This is a genomic window from Pseudomonas panipatensis, from assembly GCF_900099785.1.
GTDB lineage: Bacteria > Pseudomonadota > Gammaproteobacteria > Pseudomonadales > Pseudomonadaceae > Pseudomonas > Pseudomonas panipatensis.
Genome location: NZ_FNDS01000004.1, coordinates 469,574 through 488,101 on the forward strand (window position 1 = coordinate 469,574; position 18,528 = coordinate 488,101).

Sequence of the window (18,528 nt, forward strand, 5' to 3'; positions counted from 1 at the left end):
AGAGACTCAGGCAGTCTCGATGGCGGGGAAACGCTTCACCAGCTCGTCCAGTTGCTTGAGCTGGGACAGGAAGGGTTCGAGCTTGTTCAGGCGCAGCGCACAGGGGCCGTCGCACTTGGCGTGCTCCGGCTCCGGGTGGGCTTCCAGGAACAGGCCGGCGAGGCCCTGGCTGAGACCGGCCTTGGCCAGGTCGGTGACCTGGGCGCGGCGGCCACCGGCGGAATCGGCGCGCCCGCCCGGCATCTGCAGGGCATGGGTGACGTCGAAGAACACCGGGTATTCGAACTGCTTCATGATGCCGAAGCCGAGCATGTCGACGACCAGGTTGTTGTAGCCGAACGACGAGCCGCGCTCGCAGAGGATCAACTGGTCGTTACCGGCCTCCTCGCACTTGGTCAGGATATGTTTCATCTCCTGCGGTGCGAGGAACTGGGCCTTCTTGATGTTGATCACCGCGCCGGTCCTGGCCATGGCCACCACCAGGTCGGTCTGCCGCGAAAGGAAGGCCGGCAGCTGGATGATGTCGCAGACTTCCGCCACCGGAGCGGCCTGGTAAGGCTCATGCACGTCGGTGATGACCGGCACCTTGAAGGTCCGCTTGATCTCCTCGAAGATCTTCAGCCCCTCTTCCATCCCCGGCCCACGGTAAGAGTGGACCGAGGAACGGTTGGCCTTGTCGAAGCTGGCCTTGAACACATAGGGGATACCGAGCTTCTCGGTCACCCGCACGTATTCTTCGCAGACCTGCATGGCCAGGTCGCGCGACTCCAGAACGTTCATGCCGCCGAACAGCACGAAAGGCAGTTCGTTGCCGATCTGGATGTCGCCTACGCGAATGATCTTCTGGGCCATGCTCAGGCCTTCCCGGCGTATTTCAGCGCGGCATTGACGAAGCCGCTGAACAACGGGTGGCCATCACGCGGGGTGGAGGTGAATTCCGGGTGGAACTGGCAGGCGACGAACCACGGGTGATCCGGGGCCTCGACCACTTCGACCAGGGCGCCGTCGCCGGAGCGGCCGGAAATCTTCAGGCCGGCTTCCTGCAGTTTCGGCAGCAGGTTGTTGTTCACTTCATAGCGGTGGCGGTGACGCTCGACGATGACGTCCTTGCCATAGCAATCGTGCACCAGGGTGCCCTGCTGCAGTTGGCACTCCTGGGCGCCCAGGCGCATGGTGCCGCCCAGGTCGGAGGTCTCGGTGCGCACTTCGGTGGCGCCGGTGGAGTCCTGCCATTCGGTGATCAGACCGACGACCGGGTGACCGCTGGACTTGTCGAACTCGGTGGAGTTGGCGTCTTTCCAGCCCAGCACGTTGCGGGCGTACTCGATGACCGCCACCTGCATGCCCAGGCAGATGCCCAGGTAGGGAATCTTCTTCTCGCGGGCGTACTGCACGGCGCTGATCTTGCCTTCCACGCCGCGCAGGCCGAAGCCGCCCGGCACCAGGATGGCGTCCGCGCCATCGAGCAGGCCGGTGCCCTGTTGCTCGATGTCTTCCGAGTCGATGTAGCGCAGGTTGACCTTGGTGCGGCTCTGGATGCCGGCGTGGGTCATGGCCTCGATCAGCGACTTGTAGGCGTCGAGCAGTTCCATGTACTTGCCGACCATGGCGATGGTGACTTCACGCTCGGGGTTGAGCTTGGCGTCGACCACACGATCCCACTCGGACAGATCGGCCGGGCCGCACTCCAGGCCAAAGCGCTCGACGACGAAGTCGTCCAGGCCCTGGGCATGCAGCACGGAGGGAATGCGGTAGATGGTGTCGACGTCTTCCAGGGAAATCACCGCGCGCTCTTCGACGTTGGTGAAGAGGGCGATCTTGCGCCGGGAAGACACGTCCACCGGATGGTCGGAACGGCAGATCAGCACGTCCGGCTGCAGGCCGATGGAACGCAGTTCCTTGACCGAGTGCTGGGTCGGCTTGGTCTTGGTCTCACCGGCGGTGGCGATGTACGGGACCAGGGTCAGGTGCATCAGCATGGCGCGCTTGGCGCCGATTTCCACGCGCAGTTGGCGGATCGCTTCGAGGAACGGCTGCGACTCGATGTCGCCGACGGTGCCGCCGATCTCCACCAGAGCCACGTCGGCATCGCCGGCGCCCTTGATGATGCGACGCTTGATCTCGTCGGTGATGTGCGGGATCACCTGCACGGTGGCGCCCAGGTAGTCGCCACGGCGCTCTTTGCGCAGCACGTCCATGTAGACGCGGCCGGTGGTGAAGTTGTTGTTCTGGGTCATGGTGGTGCGCACGAAGCGCTCGTAATGGCCCAGGTCGAGGTCGGTTTCGGCGCCGTCCTGAGTGACGAAGACCTCACCGTGCTGGAACGGGCTCATGGTGCCCGGATCGACGTTGATGTACGGGTCCAGCTTGAGCATCGTGATCTTCAAGCCACGCGCTTCCAGAATGGCAGCCAAGGAAGCCGAGGCGATGCCTTTCCCCAATGAAGAAACAACACCACCCGTGACGAAGATGTAGCGCGTCATGAAAAGCCCTGAATGTCAGTGTTTAGGCGGCTCGGCCGCCGGGGAAGCGAAGAATGGGCCGCGGCCCAAACCGCGGCACATGCCGCGCTCAATAGCGAACTCCCGCTGATTCCGGGGGAATCGGCGGGAGCGGTATAAGACGGGAGCGTAGTCTACGCGAAAGGGCCTTTCAGCTCAAACCCGAGTCATTCGTCGGCGGCTCCCAGTGCAGGCTCCACCCCCCCTCCCCACCCCGTCGAAAGCCTTGAAGATTGGCGACACCGAGCAGTTCGTCGGCTCGCAGCAGCAGCGGCAGACGGGCGCGGGCAAAGGTTGGCAGCGCAGCCTCGTTGAGCAAACGCTTGAGATCGCGCCGACCGCGCCCGGCCAGGAGCAACTGCTCGCCACCCTGGCGGTAGGCTACCCGCAGCGGACCGACCGGCGGCTCGCCGCACAGACTCAAGCGGCCATTGCCGGGCAGCGACAGGGGCTGCCGAGGTTCGGACCAGATCAGCTCGCCCTGCGCCGCCTGGAGCCAGGGACCGGCCAGCCACCAGAGCCGGCCGGCGCTTCGATGCACTTCGCCGTCGCCCAGGCGCCAAACCGGGGCCGCATCGCCGGACGCATCACGCAGGGCCTGCCAGCCCGCCCAATGGGCGCTATCCGGCATCCGCGTGTAGGGCGCCAGCCAATGGCGCAGGAGGTTGCGCTGGCGGCTTTCGCTTAACCGTGCCAGCGGTTCGACGGCCAGCGACGGCAAGGGCAACCAGGCGTGGCCCGCGGGTGTCGCGGCCGCCTGCAGGTCCAGTTCGGCCAGTTCGGCCAACAGCGTTTCCGCCTCGGCCAGGTGCGCGGCGCTACGCGCAAGGCTCGCCGCAGCCTGCGGCCAGCGCTCGACGAGCAGCGGCATCACACGCTGGCGCAGGTAGTTGCGGGCGAAGCCGGTATCGACGTTGGACGGGTCTTCCACCCACAGCAGCCCTTCTTGGCGGGCGTAGTGTTCGAGCTCATCACGGGAGAACGCGAGCAACGGGCGCAGGAGCAACCCGCGCCCCAAGGGACGCGACTGCGGCATGCCCGCCAGGCCACGCACCCCGGCACCGCGCAGCAGGCGGAAGAGCAAGGTTTCGGCCTGGTCATCACAGTGCTGGGCGGTGAGCAGGCAGTCGCCGACAGCGAGGTTGCGTTCGAATGCCGCATAGCGTGCGCAGCGGGCGGCCTGTTCGAGACTGGCACCCGGCTCGACCGCGACCCGCTCGATCAACAGCGGGATGCCCAACGCCTGACAGAATGCCTGGCAGTGTGCCGGCCAGGCATCGGCGGCAGCCTGCAAGCCATGGTGGACATGAATGGCGGAGATTGCTGGCAACGTCTCCCGCTGCGCGAGACGTGCGAGCAGGTGCAGGAGGACGCTGGAGTCCAGGCCGCCGGAGAACCCCACCCGCCAGGCCGGAACATGGCGCCAGGGCGCGAGCGCGGTCAGCAGGCGGGATTCGAGGGACATGGGGAAAACCTCAAGCGGCGCGCTGCAAGCACTGAACGAAAAGGACTTGCAGCTTACCGCTTGCGGCCGGGCGCTGGCGAACTCAGGCGATGCCGTAGCTCATCAGGCGCTCGTAGCGACGCGCCAGCAGCGCTTCGACGCTCAGCCCCTTGAGCATGGCCAGTTGGGCCGTCAGGGCCTTGCGAATGTTCTGCGCCGCCAGCGCCGGATCGCGGTGAGCGCTGCCCAGGGGTTCCGGGATCACGGTATCGACGATGCCCAGGTCCTTCAGGCGCGCCGCGGTGATGCCCATGGCCTCGGCGGCATCGGGAGCCTTCTCGGCGGTACGCCAGAGAATGGAGGCGCAGCCTTCCGGGGAGATCACTGCGTAGGTGGAGTACTGCAGCATGTTCAGGTTGTCGCAGACGCCAATGGCCAGCGCGCCGCCGGAACCGCCTTCACCGATCACGGTAGCGATGATCGGCGTCTTCAGGCGCGCCATGACGCGCAGGTTCCAGGCGATGGCTTCGCTCTGACCGCGCTCTTCGGCGTCGATCCCCGGATAGGCGCCGGGGGTGTCGATGAAGGTCAGGATCGGCATCTTGAAGCGCTCGGCCATTTCCATCAGGCGGCAGGCCTTGCGGTAACCTTCCGGGCGCGGCATGCCGAAGTTGCGGCGCACTTTCTCGCGCACTTCGCGGCCTTTCTGATGGCCGATGACCATGACCGGCTGGTCGTCCAGACGCGCCACGCCACCGACGATGGCGGCGTCATCGGCGAAATGACGGTCGCCGTGCAGCTCTTCGAACTCGGTGAAGAGGTGCTCGATGTAGTCGAGGGTATAGGGGCGGCGTGGATGACGGGCGAGCTGGGCGATCTGCCAGCTGCTCAGGTTGCCGAAGATGTTCTCGGTCAGCGCCCGGCTCTTGTCTTCCAGGCGGGAGATCTCATCGCTGATATTGATCGAGTTGTCGTTTCCGACCAGACGCAGCTCTTCGATCTTGGCTTGCATGTCGGCGATCGGCTGTTCGAAATCGAGGAAGTTCGGGTTCATGGGCTATCCGTCGTGCTGATGGCGGCTGGGCCTGGTCCGTGTGGCGCCCTACCTTACGGCATCGGGCGCTCAGGGTCGAGACTGGCGGGTGGGCGGCGTTTTGCCGCCCGACCACGCTAGCGGTAGTTGAGGAAGACGTTGTCGCGCCCGAACTGGTCACGCAATGCCTGAATAAGCGCATCGGTCGGGTCGATCCGCCAGTCATCGCCGAACTGCAGCAAGGCGCGTGCCTCATTGCCGCTGTAATCGACGGTGACCGGACAGTTGCCGCGATGGCGCCCACAGAGTTCGCCCAGCCAGCGCAGGCGGTCGCCCTTCAAGGCATCGGCCTGGACCTTCAAGCGCAGGCTCTCCGCCAGCCCGGTGCGCGCCTCCTCCAGGCCCATCACGCGCTTGGCGCGCAGGCGCAGGCCGCCGGAGAAGTCGTCCTGGCTGACTTCGCCTTCGATCACCACCAGCGAATCGGTCTGCAGCAGCGCCTGGTTGGCGGCGAAGGCCTCGGCGAACAGCGAGGCCTCGATGCGCCCGGAACGGTCGTCGAGGGTGACGAAGCCCATCTTGTCGCCGCGCTTGTTCTTCATCACCCGCAGGTTGACGATCAGCCCGGCCACCGTCTGGGTATCGCGCGCCGGCTTGAGTTCGACGATGCGCTGACGCGCGAAACGACGCACCTCGCCTTCGTACTCGTCGATCGGGTGGCCGGTGAGGTACAGGCCGAGCGTGTCCTTCTCGCCCTTCAGGCGTTCCTTGAGGTTCAGCTCCTTGGCCTTGCGATGGTTGGCGTAGACATCGGCCTCGGGCTCGGCGAACAGGCCGCCGAACAGGTCCATGTGCCCGCTGTCGTGGCTGCGCGCAGTCTGCTCGGCAGCCTGGATCGCCTCTTCCATGGCCGCCAGCAGCACCGCGCGGTTGCGATCGACGTTGGCGTGGTAGGCCTTGACCTCCTCGTGGAAGTAAGGCCCCAGGCGGTCCAGCGCGCCGGAGCGGATCAGCGCATCGAGGGTGCGCTTGTTGATGCGCTTGAGGTCGACGCGGTCGCAGAAGTCGAACAGGGTGTTGAACGGCCCACCCTCGGCGCGGCATTCGGTGATGGCTTCCACCGGGCCTTCGCCGACGCCCTTGATCGCGCCCAGGCCGTAGACGATCTGACCTTCGTCATCGACGGTGAAGCGGAACTCGGAGTTGTTCACGTCCGGGGCGAGGATGCGCAGCTTCATGTGCCGGCATTCTTCGATCAGCGTCACCACCTTGTCAGTGTTCTGCATATCGGCGGTGAGCACCGCAGCCATGAACGGCGCCGGATAGTGGGTCTTCAGCCAGGCGGTCTGGTAGGAGACCAGGCCGTAGGCAGCCGAGTGCGACTTGTTGAAGCCGTAGCCGGCGAACTTCTCCACCAGGTCGAAGATGTTCCCCGCGAGGTCCTTGTCGATGTTGTTGTTGGCACAACCCTCGATGAAACCACCGCGCTGCTTGGCCATCTCCTCGGGCTTCTTCTTGCCCATGGCGCGGCGCAGCATGTCGGCGCCACCGAGGGTGTAGCCCGCCATCACCTGGGCGATCTGCATGACCTGTTCCTGGTACAGGATGATGCCGTAGGTGGGCTTGAGCACCGGTTCGAGGCCGGCGTACTGGTAGTCCGGGTGCGGGTAGGAAACTTCCGCGCGACCGTGCTTGCGGTTGATGAAGTCGTCCACCATGCCCGACTGCAGCGGACCGGGACGGAACAGCGCCACCAGGGCGATCAGGTCTTCCAGGCAGTCCGGCTTGAGCTTCTTGATCAGCTCCTTCATGCCGCGCGATTCGAGCTGGAATACCGCGGTGGTCTCGGCCTTCTGCAGCAGGTCGTAGGTCTTCTTGTCGTCCAGCGGGATGCGGTCGATGTCGACCAGGTTTTCCTCGCCGTTCTTGCGCTGTACGCGATGGATGATTTCCATCGCCCACTTGATGATGGTCAAGGTACGCAGGCCGAGGAAGTCGAACTTCACCAGGCCGGCGGCCTCCACGTCGTCCTTGTCGAACTGAGTCACCAGGCCGCCGCCCTCTTCGTCACAGGCGATCGGCGAGAAGTCGGTGAGCTTGGTCGGCGCGATCACTACGCCCCCGGCGTGCTTGCCGGTGCCACGGGTGATGCCTTCCAGCTTGAGGGCCATGTCCCAGATTTCCTGGGCTTCCTCGTCGGACTTGAGGAAGTCGCGGAGCATCTCTTCCTGCTCGAAGGCCTTCTCCAGGGTCATGCCGACCTCGAAGGGGATCATCTTCGACAGCTTGTCAGCCAGGCCGTAGGACTTGCCCTGAACCCGCGCCACGTCGCGCACCACGGCCTTCGCGGCCATGGTGCCGAAGGTGATGATCTGGCTCACTGCGTTACGCCCGTAGGCGCCGGCCACGTAGTCGATGACGCGGTCGCGGCCTTCCATGCAGAAGTCGACGTCGAAGTCGGGCATGGAAATCCGTTCGGGGTTGAGGAAGCGCTCGAACAGCAGGTCATAGGCCAGCGGATCGAGGTCGGTGATCTTCAGGACATAGGCGACCAGCGAGCCGGCGCCCGACCCCCGGCCGGGGCCCACCGGCACGCCGTTGTTCTTCGCCCACTTGATGAAGTCCATCACGATCAGGAAGTAGCCGGGGAACCCCATCTGGATGATGGTGCCCAGCTCGAACTCGAGGCGATCGATGTAGAGCTGCCGCTTCTCTTCGTAATCCGGCGTGGTTTCCTTCGGCCAGAGCACGGCGAGGCGCTCTTCCAGGCCTTCGTACGACACCTTGCGCAGGTAGTCGTCGATGGTCATGCCTTCGGGGATCGGGAAGTTCGGCAGGAAGTACTTGCCCAACTGCACCTCGATATTGCAGCGACGGGCGATCTCGACGGTGTTTTCCAGGGCCTCGGGCAGATCGCTGAACAGCTCGGCCATCTCCTCCGGGCTCTTCAGGTATTGCTGGTCGGAATAGTTGCGCGACCGGCGCGGGTCATCCAGGGCGCGGCCTTCACCGATGCACACGCGGGTCTCGTGGGCCTCGAAATCGGCCTGCTTGATGAAGCGCACGTCGTTGGTCGCCACCAGCGGCGCGGCGCAACGCTCCGCCAGGGCCACCGCGGCATGCAGGTGCTCTTCATCGTTGACCCGGCTGGTGCGCTGCACCTCCAGGTAGAAGCGATCGGGGAAGACCGCCAGCCACTCGTTGAGCAGCGCCTCGGCCAGCGCCGGTTCGCCATTGAGCAGGGCGTGGCCGATTTCACCTTCCTTGGCGCCGGACAGGGCGATCAGGCCTTCCGCGGCCTCTTTCACCCATTCGCGCTCGATGATGATTTCGCCATTGCGCTGACCATCGGACCAGCCACGGGAGATCAGCTCGGTGAGATTCCGATAGCCCTTGGCGTTCATCACCAACAGCGTCAGGCGGCTGAGCGGACCATCTTCGTCGCGGCTGGCCAGCCAGATGTCGGCGCCGCAGATCGGCTTGATCCCGGCGCCCATGGCGGTTTTGTAGAACTTGACCAGCGAGCACATGTTGCTCTGGTCGGTGACCGCCACGGCAGGCATCCCCGCACCGCCGACCGCCTTGACCAGCGGCTTGACCCGGACCAGACCATCGACCAGGGAATACTCGGTATGCAGACGCAGATGGACGAACGTGGCGGTCATGGGGGTCCTATGCAACGCGAAAACGATAATCGGCGGATTGTACCGAGGCGTATCGCAAAGCTACAGGCTTCAAATCGCCAGCGTCGGCGACAGGCGCCGGGAGGCCCTCAGAAGATCCCGGACGTCTCGTCGAGCAGGGCACGCACGGGCGCGAAGGAGCGCCGGTGAATCGCTGTCGGTCCCAGGCGCTTGAGCGCTTCCAGGTGCACCGGGGTCGGATAGCCCTTGTGCCCGCCAATGCCATAGCCGGGGTACAGCGCCTCCATCTCCTGCATCTCGCGGTCGCGCGAGACCTTGGCCAGGATGGAGGCGGCGGCGATCGCCGGCACCTGGCTGTCGCCCTTGACCACCGGTGCGCTGGGCACCTTGAGCTTGGGGCAGCGGTTGCCGTCGATCAGCGCGAGCCTCGGCGTCACGCTCAGGCCTTCGACCGCGCGCTGCATGGCCAGCATGGTGGCATGCAGGATGTTCAGGCGGTCGATCTCGTCCACCTCGGCACGGGCGATGCACCAGGCCAGGGCCTTTTCGCGAATCTCGTCGAACAAGGCTTCACGGCGCGCCTCGCTGAGCTTCTTGGAATCGTTGAGCCCCTTGATTGGCCGGGTCGGATCGAGGATCACCGCGGCCGTCACCACCGGACCACAGAGCGGCCCGCGCCCGACTTCGTCGACACCGGCGACCAGTTCCTCGACCAGGGTGAAATCCAGGCCCATCTGCATCAGCGTTTCTCCACCAGGGCGAGCACGGCATCCGCCGCCTGAGCCGATGCGTCCTGGCGCAAGGCACGGTGGATGGCATCGAAGGATCGGGTTTGCTCGCTAGCGTCATCGAGCAGCGGCAGCAACTGCTGGGCCAGGGCCTCGGGCGTCGCCGCGTCCTGGATCAGCTCGGGCGCCAGCAGGCGGCCGGCGAGCAGGTTCGGCAGCGAGATATAGGGGCTCTTCACCAGATGCTTGAGAATCCGGTAGGTCAACGGCGCCACCTTGTAGGCCACCACCATCGGACGCTTGAACAGCAGCGCTTCGAGGGTCGCGGTACCGGATGCGATCAGCACCGCATCGCAGGCAGCCAGTGCCTCATGGGACTGACCGTCGAGCAATTGCAGCGGCAGTTGGCGCCCCACCAGCATCTGCTCCAGTTGCGCGCGTCGCTCTGGACTGGCGCAGGGCAACACGAAGCGCAGCGCGGGACGCTGTTGCAGCAGGCGCTCGGCGGTATCGAGGAAAAGCGCGCCCAGCTTGGCCACCTCCCCCCCACGGCTGCCAGGCAGCAGCGCCACCACCTGTGCATCCGGCGCCAGATCGAGATGCGCGCGCGCCGCCGCCTTATCGGCGTCCAGCGGGATGGTATTGGCCAAGGGATGACCGACGAAGCGCACAGGCACGCCATGCTCTTCGTAGAAGCGCGCCTCGAACGGGAACAACGCGAGCATCAGGTTGCAGGCATCGCGAATTTTCAGCACCCGCTTCTGCCGCCAGGCCCAGACCGAGGGGCTGACGTAGTGCACGGTGCGAATCCCGGCCTGGCGCAGCTTGAGCTCGACGCCCAGGTTGAAATCCGGCGCGTCTATGCCGATGAACACATCAGGCCGGGCGTCGATCAGGGTGCGGATGAGCTGCTTGCGGCGGCGCAGCAACTCGCGCAGACGGCCAAGCACCTCGACCAGCCCCATGACCGCAAGACGCTCCATGGGGAACTCGGAGCGCAGCCCCTGGGCCTGCATGCGCGGACCGCCGACGCCGATGAATTCGATGTCTGGATGACGCTCGCGCAGTGCTTGCATCAGGCCGGCGCCGAGAATATCCCCCGACGCCTCGCCTGCTACCAGAGCCACACGCAGCTTGCCAGCGCCCAGGTTCATGGTCAGCGAGTGATGCCGCGGGTGGAGCTCTGAATCGAGTCGCGGAAGATGGCAACCTCGGGGAACTGCTCGGCGGCCTCGGCCAGTTCGGCCAGCGCCTCTTCCACGGTCAGCCCCTGGCGATAGACCACCTTGTAGGCGCGGCGCAGGGCATGGATCGCCTCGGCGCTGAAGCCACGACGGCGCAGGCCTTCGAAGTTCATGCTGCGCGCCTCGGCGGGGTTGCCGAAGACGGTGACGTAAGCCGGCACATCCTTGCCGATGGCGCTGCCCATGCCGGAGAAGCTGTGCGCGCCGATACGGCAGAACTGATGCACCAGGGTGTAACCGGACAGGATCGCCCAGTCGTCCACATGCACGTGCCCGGCCAGGGCGGTGTTGTTGACCAGGATGCAGTGGTTGCCGATCACGCTGTCATGACCGACGTGAACGTAGGCCATGAACAGGTTGTGGTCGCCGATGGTGGTTTCCGAGCGATCCTGAATGGTGCCACGGTGGATGGTCACGCCTTCGCGGATCACGTTGTGGTCACCGATCACCAGGCGGGTCGGCTCGCCCTTGTACTTCAGGTCCGGCGTGTCTTCGCCGACGCTGGAGAACTGGAAAATCCGATTGTGCCTGCCGATCTTGGTGGGGCCCTTGAGCACCACATGCGGACCGATCACCGTACCTTCGCCGATTTCCACATCCGGCCCGACGATGGACCAGGGGCCCACCTCTACGTCGTCAGCCAGCGTTGCCCGCGGATCGATGATGGCGCGAGGATCGATCAAACTCATAGTTTGCGTTCCGCACAGATGATTTCAGCCGAGCACACCGGCTTGTCATCGACGGTGGCGTGGCAGTCGAACTTCCAGATGCCGCGCTTGACGCTGACGAACTGGGCATGCAACTGCAGCTGATCGCCCGGCAGCACCGGCTGGCGGAAGCGCAGCTTGTCGGAGCCGACGAAGTAGTAAAGGGTGCCGTCGGCCGGCTTCACGTCGAGCATCTTGAAGCCAAGGATGCCGGCCGCCTGGGCCATCGCCTCGATGATCAGCACGCCCGGCATGATCGGGTGCTGCGGGAAGTGGCCGTTGAAGAAGGGCTCGTTGATGCTGACATTCTTGTAGGCGCGAATGCGCTTGCCCTCGATGTCCAGCTCTACCACCCGGTCCACCAGCAGGAAGGGGTAGCGATGAGGCAGGTATTCGCGAATCTCGTTGATGTCCATCATGTTCAGGGGAGCCTGTTCAGAAAAGGGAAACGCCAAAAAATGCGTGACTCACGCATCAGATGGAGTGTCTCCGCTCGAGGTCACGGCAGCCAGGCGCTTTTCCAGCTGCTGCAGACGACGAGCCATGTCGTCCAGCTGGCGAATACGTGCAGCGCTCTTTTTCCACTCTGCCGCCGGTTGCATGGCCGTCCCGGATGAATAGGCACCCGGTTCGGTAATCGAACGGGTCACCATGGTCATGCCGGTGACGAATACGTTGTCGCAGATTTCGATATGCCCGACCAGGCCGACGCCGCCGGCGAGCATGCAATGCTTGCCGATCTTGGCGCTGCCGGAAATCCCGCAGCAGCCGGCCATGGCGGTGTGATCACCGATCTGCACGTTGTGCGCGATCATGATCTGGTTATCCAGCTTGACGCCGTTGCCGACCAGCGTATCGGACAAGGCGCCGCGATCGATGGTGGTGTTGGCGCCGATTTCGACATCATCGCCAACGGTCACCCCGCCGATCTGCGCGATCTTCTGCCAGGCGCCCTTCTGGTTGGCGAAACCGAAGCCCTCGCCGCCCAGCACGGCGCCGGACTGAATCACCACGCGCTTGCCGATTCGCACATCGTGGTAGAGGGTCACGCGCGGCGCCAGCCAGCCGTCTTCGCCAATGACGCTACGCGCGCCGACGAAGCAGTGCGCGCCGAGCGCGACCTTGGCGCCGATCTGCGCGCCCGCCTCGATCACCACGTAGGGACCGATGCTGGCCGAAGGATCGACATGAGCGGTTGGATCGACCACTGCGGTCGGATGGATACCGGCGGGGGCCTTGGGCTTGCGATCGAACTGGTGGGACAGCCCGGCGTAAGCCAGATAGGGATCGGGCACGATCAGCGCATTGCCAGCGAAGCCCTCAGCGTCGGCAGCCGTGAGCAACACGGCTCCGGCCTTGCACTCACCGAGGAACTTGCGGTACTGCGGATTGGCCAGGAAGCTCAGTTGCCCCGGTCCTGCATCCTGCAGCGTGGCCAGGCCATGGAGGACCAGAGTCGGATCGCCACGCAGCTCGGCATCGAGCTGCGCAGCCAGTTCAGCGAGGGTGAAAGACAGCGGGTTCATCATCAGCGCAGCTGGTTCATCCGCTCGATGACCTGGCGGGTGATGTCGTATTGCGGCTTGACGTCAACCACGGCACCACGCTCGATCACCAGGTCGTAACCACCCTTCTTGATGGTTTCCTCGACAGCCTGGTCCAGCTTCGGCTTGAGCTTCTTGAGCATCTCGCGGTCGGCGGACGCCTTGGCCTCGTTCAGCTCCTTGGACTGGAACTGGAAATCACGGGCCTTCTGCTTGAAGTCCAGCTCAGCCTTGTCACGATCGGCCTGGGACATCTTGCTGCTGGTATCGACCAGCTTGTCCTGCAGCGCCTTGGCATCGCTTTCCAGGGCGCGCAGCTTGCTCAGCTGCGGTCCGAACTTCTTCTCCGCGTCGACCGCGTACTGTTTGGCGGCATCCGACTCGAGCAGCGCCATCTGATAGTTGAGCACCGCGATCTTCGTATCGGCGAACGCGGGGCTCGCCATCAGGGCTGCGGCAATCAGGACGAACTGGGTCAACTTACGCACAATGCACTCCTGCAGAAAACTGGGTTGTCATGACAACGATACGGGCACTTAGAAAGTCTGCCCCAGGGAGAACTGGAAGATCTGAGACTGGGAGTTGGTCGGCTTCTTGATCGGCGTACCCAGGCTGAAGCTCAGCGGACCGAGCGCAGTGATCCAGGTCAGCCCGGCACCCACCGACATCGCCATGTCGTTCAGCTTGAGACCATTACAACCCTGGGTAGTGGACAACGGGCACTTGGTATCGAAGACATTACCCACGTCCCAGAACAACACGGTACGCAACTGGGTCTGGTCCTTGACGAACGGCATCGGGAACAGCAACTCCGCACCACCGGTGATCAGGACGTTACCGCCAAAGGCCTGGGGACTGTTGGTCGTATCCTGCAACTGGCCTTGGGCCGCGTACTTGCCGGTAGCCGTCGTACTGCGCGGGCCCAGCGAGTTGTCCTTGAAGCCACGCACCGAGTTGAAACCACCAGCGTAGTAGTTCTCGTAGAACGGCAGGCCATCGGTCGAACCGTAGCCATCGCCATAGCCCAGCTCGGTGTGGAAGCGCATGGTGTAGGTGTCGGTCATCGGCGCAAAGATCTGCCCGCGATAGTCGATCTTGTAGAAGGACAGGTCACTGCCCGGCACCGTGGTTTCCAGGGTCAGGCTTTGCGAGTGGCCGCGCGTCGCCAGGACACCCTTGTTCAGCGTCGACTCGGACCAACCGGCGGAGGCCTTGAAGTTGGTGAAGTTCTCGCCTTCGCGCTGGATGAAGTCGTAGATCTCGTCGACGCTGTAGGTGCCGGGGCTGATCTGGTCGCGCTGGACGCTCAGGCCATAGGTCAGGCGCGAGGTCTCGCTGATCGGGTAACCGATGCTGATGCCGGTGCCGAGGCTGTCGACGGAGTAATAGGAAACGTCGCTGTTATACAGCTTGCTGTAGTCGGTGCTGCGGTAGAAGACGTTGTAGCCGAGGCTGACGCCATCGACGGTCCAGTACGGATCGACATAGCCGAAGTTGTAGCTGGTCTGGTATTCGCTGCGGGTCAGACCGATGCTGACCTTGTTACCGGTACCGAGGAAGTTGTTCTGGCTGATCGAGCCGCCGAGGATCAAGCCCGCGCTCTGGGCGAAGCCGACGCTGGCGGTGATCGAGCCGGAAGGCTGCTCTTCCACGCTGTAGTTGACGTCGACCTGGTCGTCGGTGCCGGGAACTGCGGGGGTCTCGACGTTGACGGTCTTGAAGTAGCCCAGGCGCTCCAGGCGCTGCTTGGACTGGTCGATCAGGTAGGTGGAGGCCCAACCGCCTTCCATCTGGCGCATCTCGCGGCGCAGCACTTCGTCTTCGGTCTTGGTGTTGCCACGGAAGTTGATGCGATTGACGTATGCGCGCTTGCCCGGGTCGACCACGTAAGTGATGGACACGGTCTTGTCGTCGTCATGGGCTTCCGGCACGCCGTTGACGTTGGCGAAGGTGTAACCCTCGTTACCCAGACGGCGGGTGATCAGGTCGGAGGTGGAGGTCATCACCTTGCGCGAGAAGACCTGGCCAGGCTCGACCAGCAGGAGCTTCTTGACTTCCTCTTCCGGCACCTTGAGGTCGCCGGTCAGTTTCACCTCGCGAACCTTGTACTTCTCACCCTCGTTGATGTTGACGGTGATGTAGACGTGTTTCTTGTCCGGGGTGATGGAAACCTGGGTCGAGGCGATGTCCATGTGGATGTAGCCACGATCCAGGTAGTAGGAACGCAGACGCTCCAGGTCACCGGACAGCTTTTCACGGGAATACTTGTCGTCGTTCTTGAAGAAGGACAGCCAGTTGGTAGTCTTCAGCTCGAACAGACCGGTAAGGGTCTCGTCGGAGAACACGGTGTTGCCGACCACGTTGACGTGGGCAATGGCGGCGACCGTGCCTTCGTTGATGGTGATCTTCAGCGCGACGCGGTTGCGCGGCTGCGGCACGACCTGGGTCTCGATGGTCGCCGAGTAGCGGCCCTGGGCCACGTACTGACGCTGCAACTCGTTGCGCACGCCTTCCAGCGTCGCCCGCTGGAAGATCTCGCCTTCCGCCAGGCCTGACTGCTTCAGGCCCTTCATCAGGTCTTCCTTGGTAATTGCCTTGTTACCCTCGATCTCGATGCTGGAGATCGAAGGACGCTCGACTACATCGATGACCAGAACGCTGCCGTCGCGGCCGAGGTGAATGTCCTGGAAGAAACCGGTCTTGAACAGCGAGCGGGTCGCATCGACCAGACGGCGATCATCGGCCTGATCGCCAACGTTGAGCGGCAGCGCGGCGAACACGCTACCGGCGGAGACCCGCTGCAAGCCATTGACGCGAATGTCGGAAACTGTGAAGGACTCGGCGTGAACCTGGGCGATCATCAGCGCGGACACTGCCGCGGGTAGCAGAAAGCGTTTCATGGAGTCCTTTTATTCCAACTGACAAATAAAGAATCTGCCGCATAAGGCGGCAGATCCGAAAACCAATGGCAGCTACAGTCGACTCAGGTCGTTGATCAAGGCCAGCAACATGACCCCAACGACAAGGCTGATGCCGATCTGCATCCCCCAAGCCTGGACCCGCTCGGATAATGGGCGACCACGCACCCACTCGACCAGGTAAAACAGCAGATGCCCGCCATCGAGGACAGGAATCGGCAACAGGTTGAGAACCCCCAAACTAATGCTCAGATAGGCGAGGAAGTGCAGAAAATCCCCTACGCCGGACTGGGCCGAAGCGCCCGCCACTTTAGCAATGGTTATCGGCCCACTCAAGTTTTTTACCGAGAGCTGGCCCAGCACCATTTTCTTTAGAGAATCCAGGGTTAGCACGCTCATCGACCAGGTTCGGGAGAGCGCTTCACCTACCGCGGCCACCGGCCCGTAGCGAACTTCACGAAGCATGTCCGCTGGCCACTCGCCACCTGCGACACCGGCGCCCAGGTAGCCGGTGCGCGCCTTGCCCTCGCCTTTCGCCGCCAGGGTCAGCGTCAGCTCCCGTTCCTGGCCATCGCGCTGCAGGACGAAAAGTACCGATTTCCCGGGCCGCGCCCGAACCTTGTCGACCACTTGCTGCCAGTCATCCACCGGCTGGCCGTCAACCCGCAGCAGGCGGTCACCAACGGCCAGGCCAGCGGCCTTGGCCGGGCCCTCGGGGTCCAGCTCGGCAATCACCGGCGGCAGCGCCGGACGCCACGGCTGGATACCCAACCCACCGATGGGATCGGGATTATCGACACTCTTCAACCAGGCTTTGATCGGTACCTTGTGCAGCACCTGGGCAGTGGAGCCCTGCTCACGGACCGCGATAGCGAGTTCACCGGTCTCACCCAGACGCCGAACCAGACGCAGATTGACCGCGCCCCAGCCGTCCACGGCCTCGCCATCCACCGCGACGACCTCCTGGCCGGCGGCCAGGCCGCCTTGCGCAGCCGGACTGTCGGCGAGCACCGAACCGATGACCGGACGCACTTGCTGGCCACCCAGCATGGCAAGGACCCAGAAGAACAGGATGGCAAGGAGGAAGTTCGCGACCGGGCCGGCGGCGACGATGGCAATGCGCTGGAACACCGGTTTTCGATTGAAAGCACGATGGAGCTGATCGGCAGGGACCTCGCCCTCGCGCTCGTCGAGCATTTTCACGTAGCCGCCCAGCGGGATGGCGGCTACGACGAACTCGGTGCCATGGCGATCATGCCAGCGCAGCAGCGACGTACCGAAGCCAACCGAAAAGCGCAGCACCTTGACGCCACAACGGCGAGCCACCCAGAAGTGGCCGAACTCGTGAAACGTCACCAGGACGCCAAGCGCAACCACCAGCCCGACGACCATATAAAGCGCACTCATCGCTACCTCCAGGGCTTATCGATCACGCCCACGCAACCAGGCCTGAGCGGCCTCGCGCGCGCGCTGATCGGCCGCGAGCACCGCATCGAGGCTTTCGACAGGCGCCGCCGCCTCGCGGTTCAGAACCTCGTCGATGATAACCGCGATCTCGGTGAAGCGAATCCGCCGTTCGAGAAATGCCGCGACCGCCACTTCATTGGCCGCGTTCAGCATGGCCGGCGCACTGCCACCCGCTTCCGCCGCCTGGCGCGCCAGGCGCAGACAAGGGAAACGCTGCTCGTCGGGGGCCTGGAAGTCGAGGCGCGCGACACTGAACAGATCCAGCGGCGACACCCCGGAATCGATACGTTCCGGCCAGGCCAAGGCGTGGGCGATGGGCGTACGCATGTCGGGGTTCCCCAACTGCGCGAGCACCGAGCCGTCGATGTAGTCGACCAGCGAATGGATCACGCTCTGCGGGTGGATGACCACTTCCACCTTCGACGGCGTCGCATCGAACAGCCAGCAGGCTTCGATCAGCTCCAGCCCCTTGTTCATCATGCTCGCCGAGTCGACGGAAATCTTCCGCCCCATCGACCAGTTCGGGTGCGCGCAGGCCTGCTCCGGCGAAACGTCGTGCAGAGCCTCCGGAGGAGTCTCGCGGAACGGACCGCCAGAGGCCGTCAGCAGAATGCGCCGGACACCGACACTGGACAGCCCGCGCGCGTAATCGCCGGGCATGCACTGGAAAATGGCGTTGTGCTCGCTATCGATCGGCAGCAATTGGGCGCCACTGGCCTGCACCTGCTGCATGAAGAGCGCGCCGGACATCACCAGCGCCTCCTTGTTGGCCAGCAATACGCGCTTGCCGGCCTGCACCGCCGCCAGGGTCGGCTTGAGGCCCGCGGCACCGACGATGGCCGCCATCACCACATCGACCTCGGCGTGCCCGGCCACTTCGCACAGGCCCGGCTCGCCAACCAGTACCTGGGTCGCCAGGCCAGCCGACTGCAGACCACCGCGCAGATGGCGCGCCTGCTCAGCGGTCGCCACCACGGCGAACTGCGGACGATGGCGCAGGCACAAGGCTTCCAGCTCGGCGAGGCGCGAATGTCCGGTCAGGGCGAACACCTGATAGCGCTGCGGGTGTCGCGCAAGCACATCCAGCGTACTGAGACCGATGGAGCCGGTCGCACCCAATACGCACACCTGCAGAGGACGACTCATGGCGTCCCCCAACCGCTCATCCAGAGCAGCACAGTAAATACCGGGATGGCCGCGGTGAGGCTATCGATGCGATCGAGAACACCGCCATGCCCCGGCAGCAGGTGACTGCTGTCCTTCATGCCGGACTCACGCTTGAACATGCTCTCGGTCAG

At 64.1% G+C, this 18,528-nt stretch carries 15 protein-coding genes; all 15 read right to left on the reverse strand.

Annotated features, from left to right (window positions below; translation table 11 throughout):
• Positions 1-6 precede the first annotated feature (6 nt).
• Complete coding sequence (gene kdsA / locus BLQ74_RS12525; protein WP_090262880.1) at positions 7-852, reverse strand: 3-deoxy-8-phosphooctulonate synthase; 846 nt, start codon at positions 850-852, stop codon at positions 7-9.
• Positions 853-854: 2 nt separating this feature from the next.
• Positions 855-2,483 carry a CTP synthase gene (locus tag BLQ74_RS12530; protein ID WP_090262881.1) on the reverse strand — a complete coding sequence of 543 codons (1,629 nt, stop codon included), beginning with the start codon at positions 2,481-2,483 and terminating at the stop codon, positions 855-857.
• Between the two features lie 169 nt (positions 2,484-2,652).
• The gene (gene tilS, locus BLQ74_RS12535) at positions 2,653-3,966 is read right to left on the reverse strand and encodes a tRNA lysidine(34) synthetase TilS (protein WP_090262882.1); all 1,314 of its coding nucleotides are present in this window, start codon (positions 3,964-3,966) and stop codon (positions 2,653-2,655) included.
• Between the two features lie 82 nt (positions 3,967-4,048).
• The gene (locus BLQ74_RS12540) at positions 4,049-4,999 is read right to left on the reverse strand and encodes an acetyl-CoA carboxylase carboxyltransferase subunit alpha (RefSeq protein ID WP_090262883.1); all 951 of its coding nucleotides are present in this window, start codon (positions 4,997-4,999) and stop codon (positions 4,049-4,051) included.
• A 116-nt stretch (positions 5,000-5,115) separates the two neighbouring features.
• On the reverse strand, positions 5,116-8,643 hold the full coding sequence (gene dnaE / locus BLQ74_RS12545; protein ID WP_090262884.1) for a DNA polymerase III subunit alpha: 3,528 nt from the start codon (positions 8,641-8,643) through the stop codon (positions 5,116-5,118).
• Positions 8,644-8,750: 107 nt separating this feature from the next.
• Positions 8,751-9,362, reverse strand: coding sequence for a ribonuclease HII (gene rnhB / locus BLQ74_RS12550; protein ID WP_090262885.1), 612 nt, complete (start codon positions 9,360-9,362; stop codon positions 8,751-8,753).
• Complete coding sequence (gene lpxB / locus BLQ74_RS12555; protein ID WP_090262886.1) at positions 9,362-10,504, reverse strand: lipid-A-disaccharide synthase; 1,143 nt, start codon at positions 10,502-10,504, stop codon at positions 9,362-9,364. Before lpxB ends, rnhB begins: the two co-directional genes overlap by 1 nt.
• 2 nt (positions 10,505-10,506) lie before the next feature.
• Positions 10,507-11,283, reverse strand: coding sequence for an acyl-ACP--UDP-N-acetylglucosamine O-acyltransferase (gene lpxA / locus BLQ74_RS12560; protein ID WP_090262887.1), 777 nt, complete (start codon positions 11,281-11,283; stop codon positions 10,507-10,509).
• The gene (fabZ, locus tag BLQ74_RS12565) at positions 11,280-11,720 is read right to left on the reverse strand and encodes a 3-hydroxyacyl-ACP dehydratase FabZ (RefSeq protein ID WP_015476269.1); all 441 of its coding nucleotides are present in this window, start codon (positions 11,718-11,720) and stop codon (positions 11,280-11,282) included. The genes lpxA and fabZ overlap by 4 nt, the downstream gene beginning before the upstream one ends.
• A gap of 48 nt (positions 11,721-11,768) precedes the next feature.
• Positions 11,769-12,830 carry a UDP-3-O-(3-hydroxymyristoyl)glucosamine N-acyltransferase gene (gene lpxD / locus BLQ74_RS12570; RefSeq protein ID WP_090262888.1) on the reverse strand — a complete coding sequence of 354 codons (1,062 nt, stop codon included), beginning with the start codon at positions 12,828-12,830 and terminating at the stop codon, positions 11,769-11,771.
• Positions 12,830-13,333 carry an OmpH/Skp family outer membrane protein gene (locus tag BLQ74_RS12575; protein WP_090262889.1) on the reverse strand — a complete coding sequence of 168 codons (504 nt, stop codon included), beginning with the start codon at positions 13,331-13,333 and terminating at the stop codon, positions 12,830-12,832. Before BLQ74_RS12575 ends, lpxD begins: the two co-directional genes overlap by 1 nt.
• Before the next feature lie 48 nt (positions 13,334-13,381).
• A complete protein-coding gene (gene bamA / locus BLQ74_RS12580; protein ID WP_090262890.1) occupies positions 13,382-15,745 on the reverse strand; it encodes an outer membrane protein assembly factor BamA in 2,364 nt (787 codons plus the stop codon).
• Between the two features lie 72 nt (positions 15,746-15,817).
• Positions 15,818-17,170 carry a sigma E protease regulator RseP gene (gene rseP / locus BLQ74_RS12585; protein WP_090262891.1) on the reverse strand — a complete coding sequence of 451 codons (1,353 nt, stop codon included), beginning with the start codon at positions 17,168-17,170 and terminating at the stop codon, positions 15,818-15,820.
• A 15-nt stretch (positions 17,171-17,185) separates the two neighbouring features.
• Positions 17,186-18,376, reverse strand: a complete 1,191-nt coding sequence (ispC, locus tag BLQ74_RS12590) for a 1-deoxy-D-xylulose-5-phosphate reductoisomerase (RefSeq protein WP_090262892.1) — start codon at positions 18,374-18,376, stop codon at positions 17,186-17,188.
• The coding region (locus BLQ74_RS12595) for a phosphatidate cytidylyltransferase (protein ID WP_170842794.1) at positions 18,373-18,528 on the reverse strand (156 nt) is incomplete at its 5' end. The genes ispC and BLQ74_RS12595, both read right to left, overlap by 4 nt.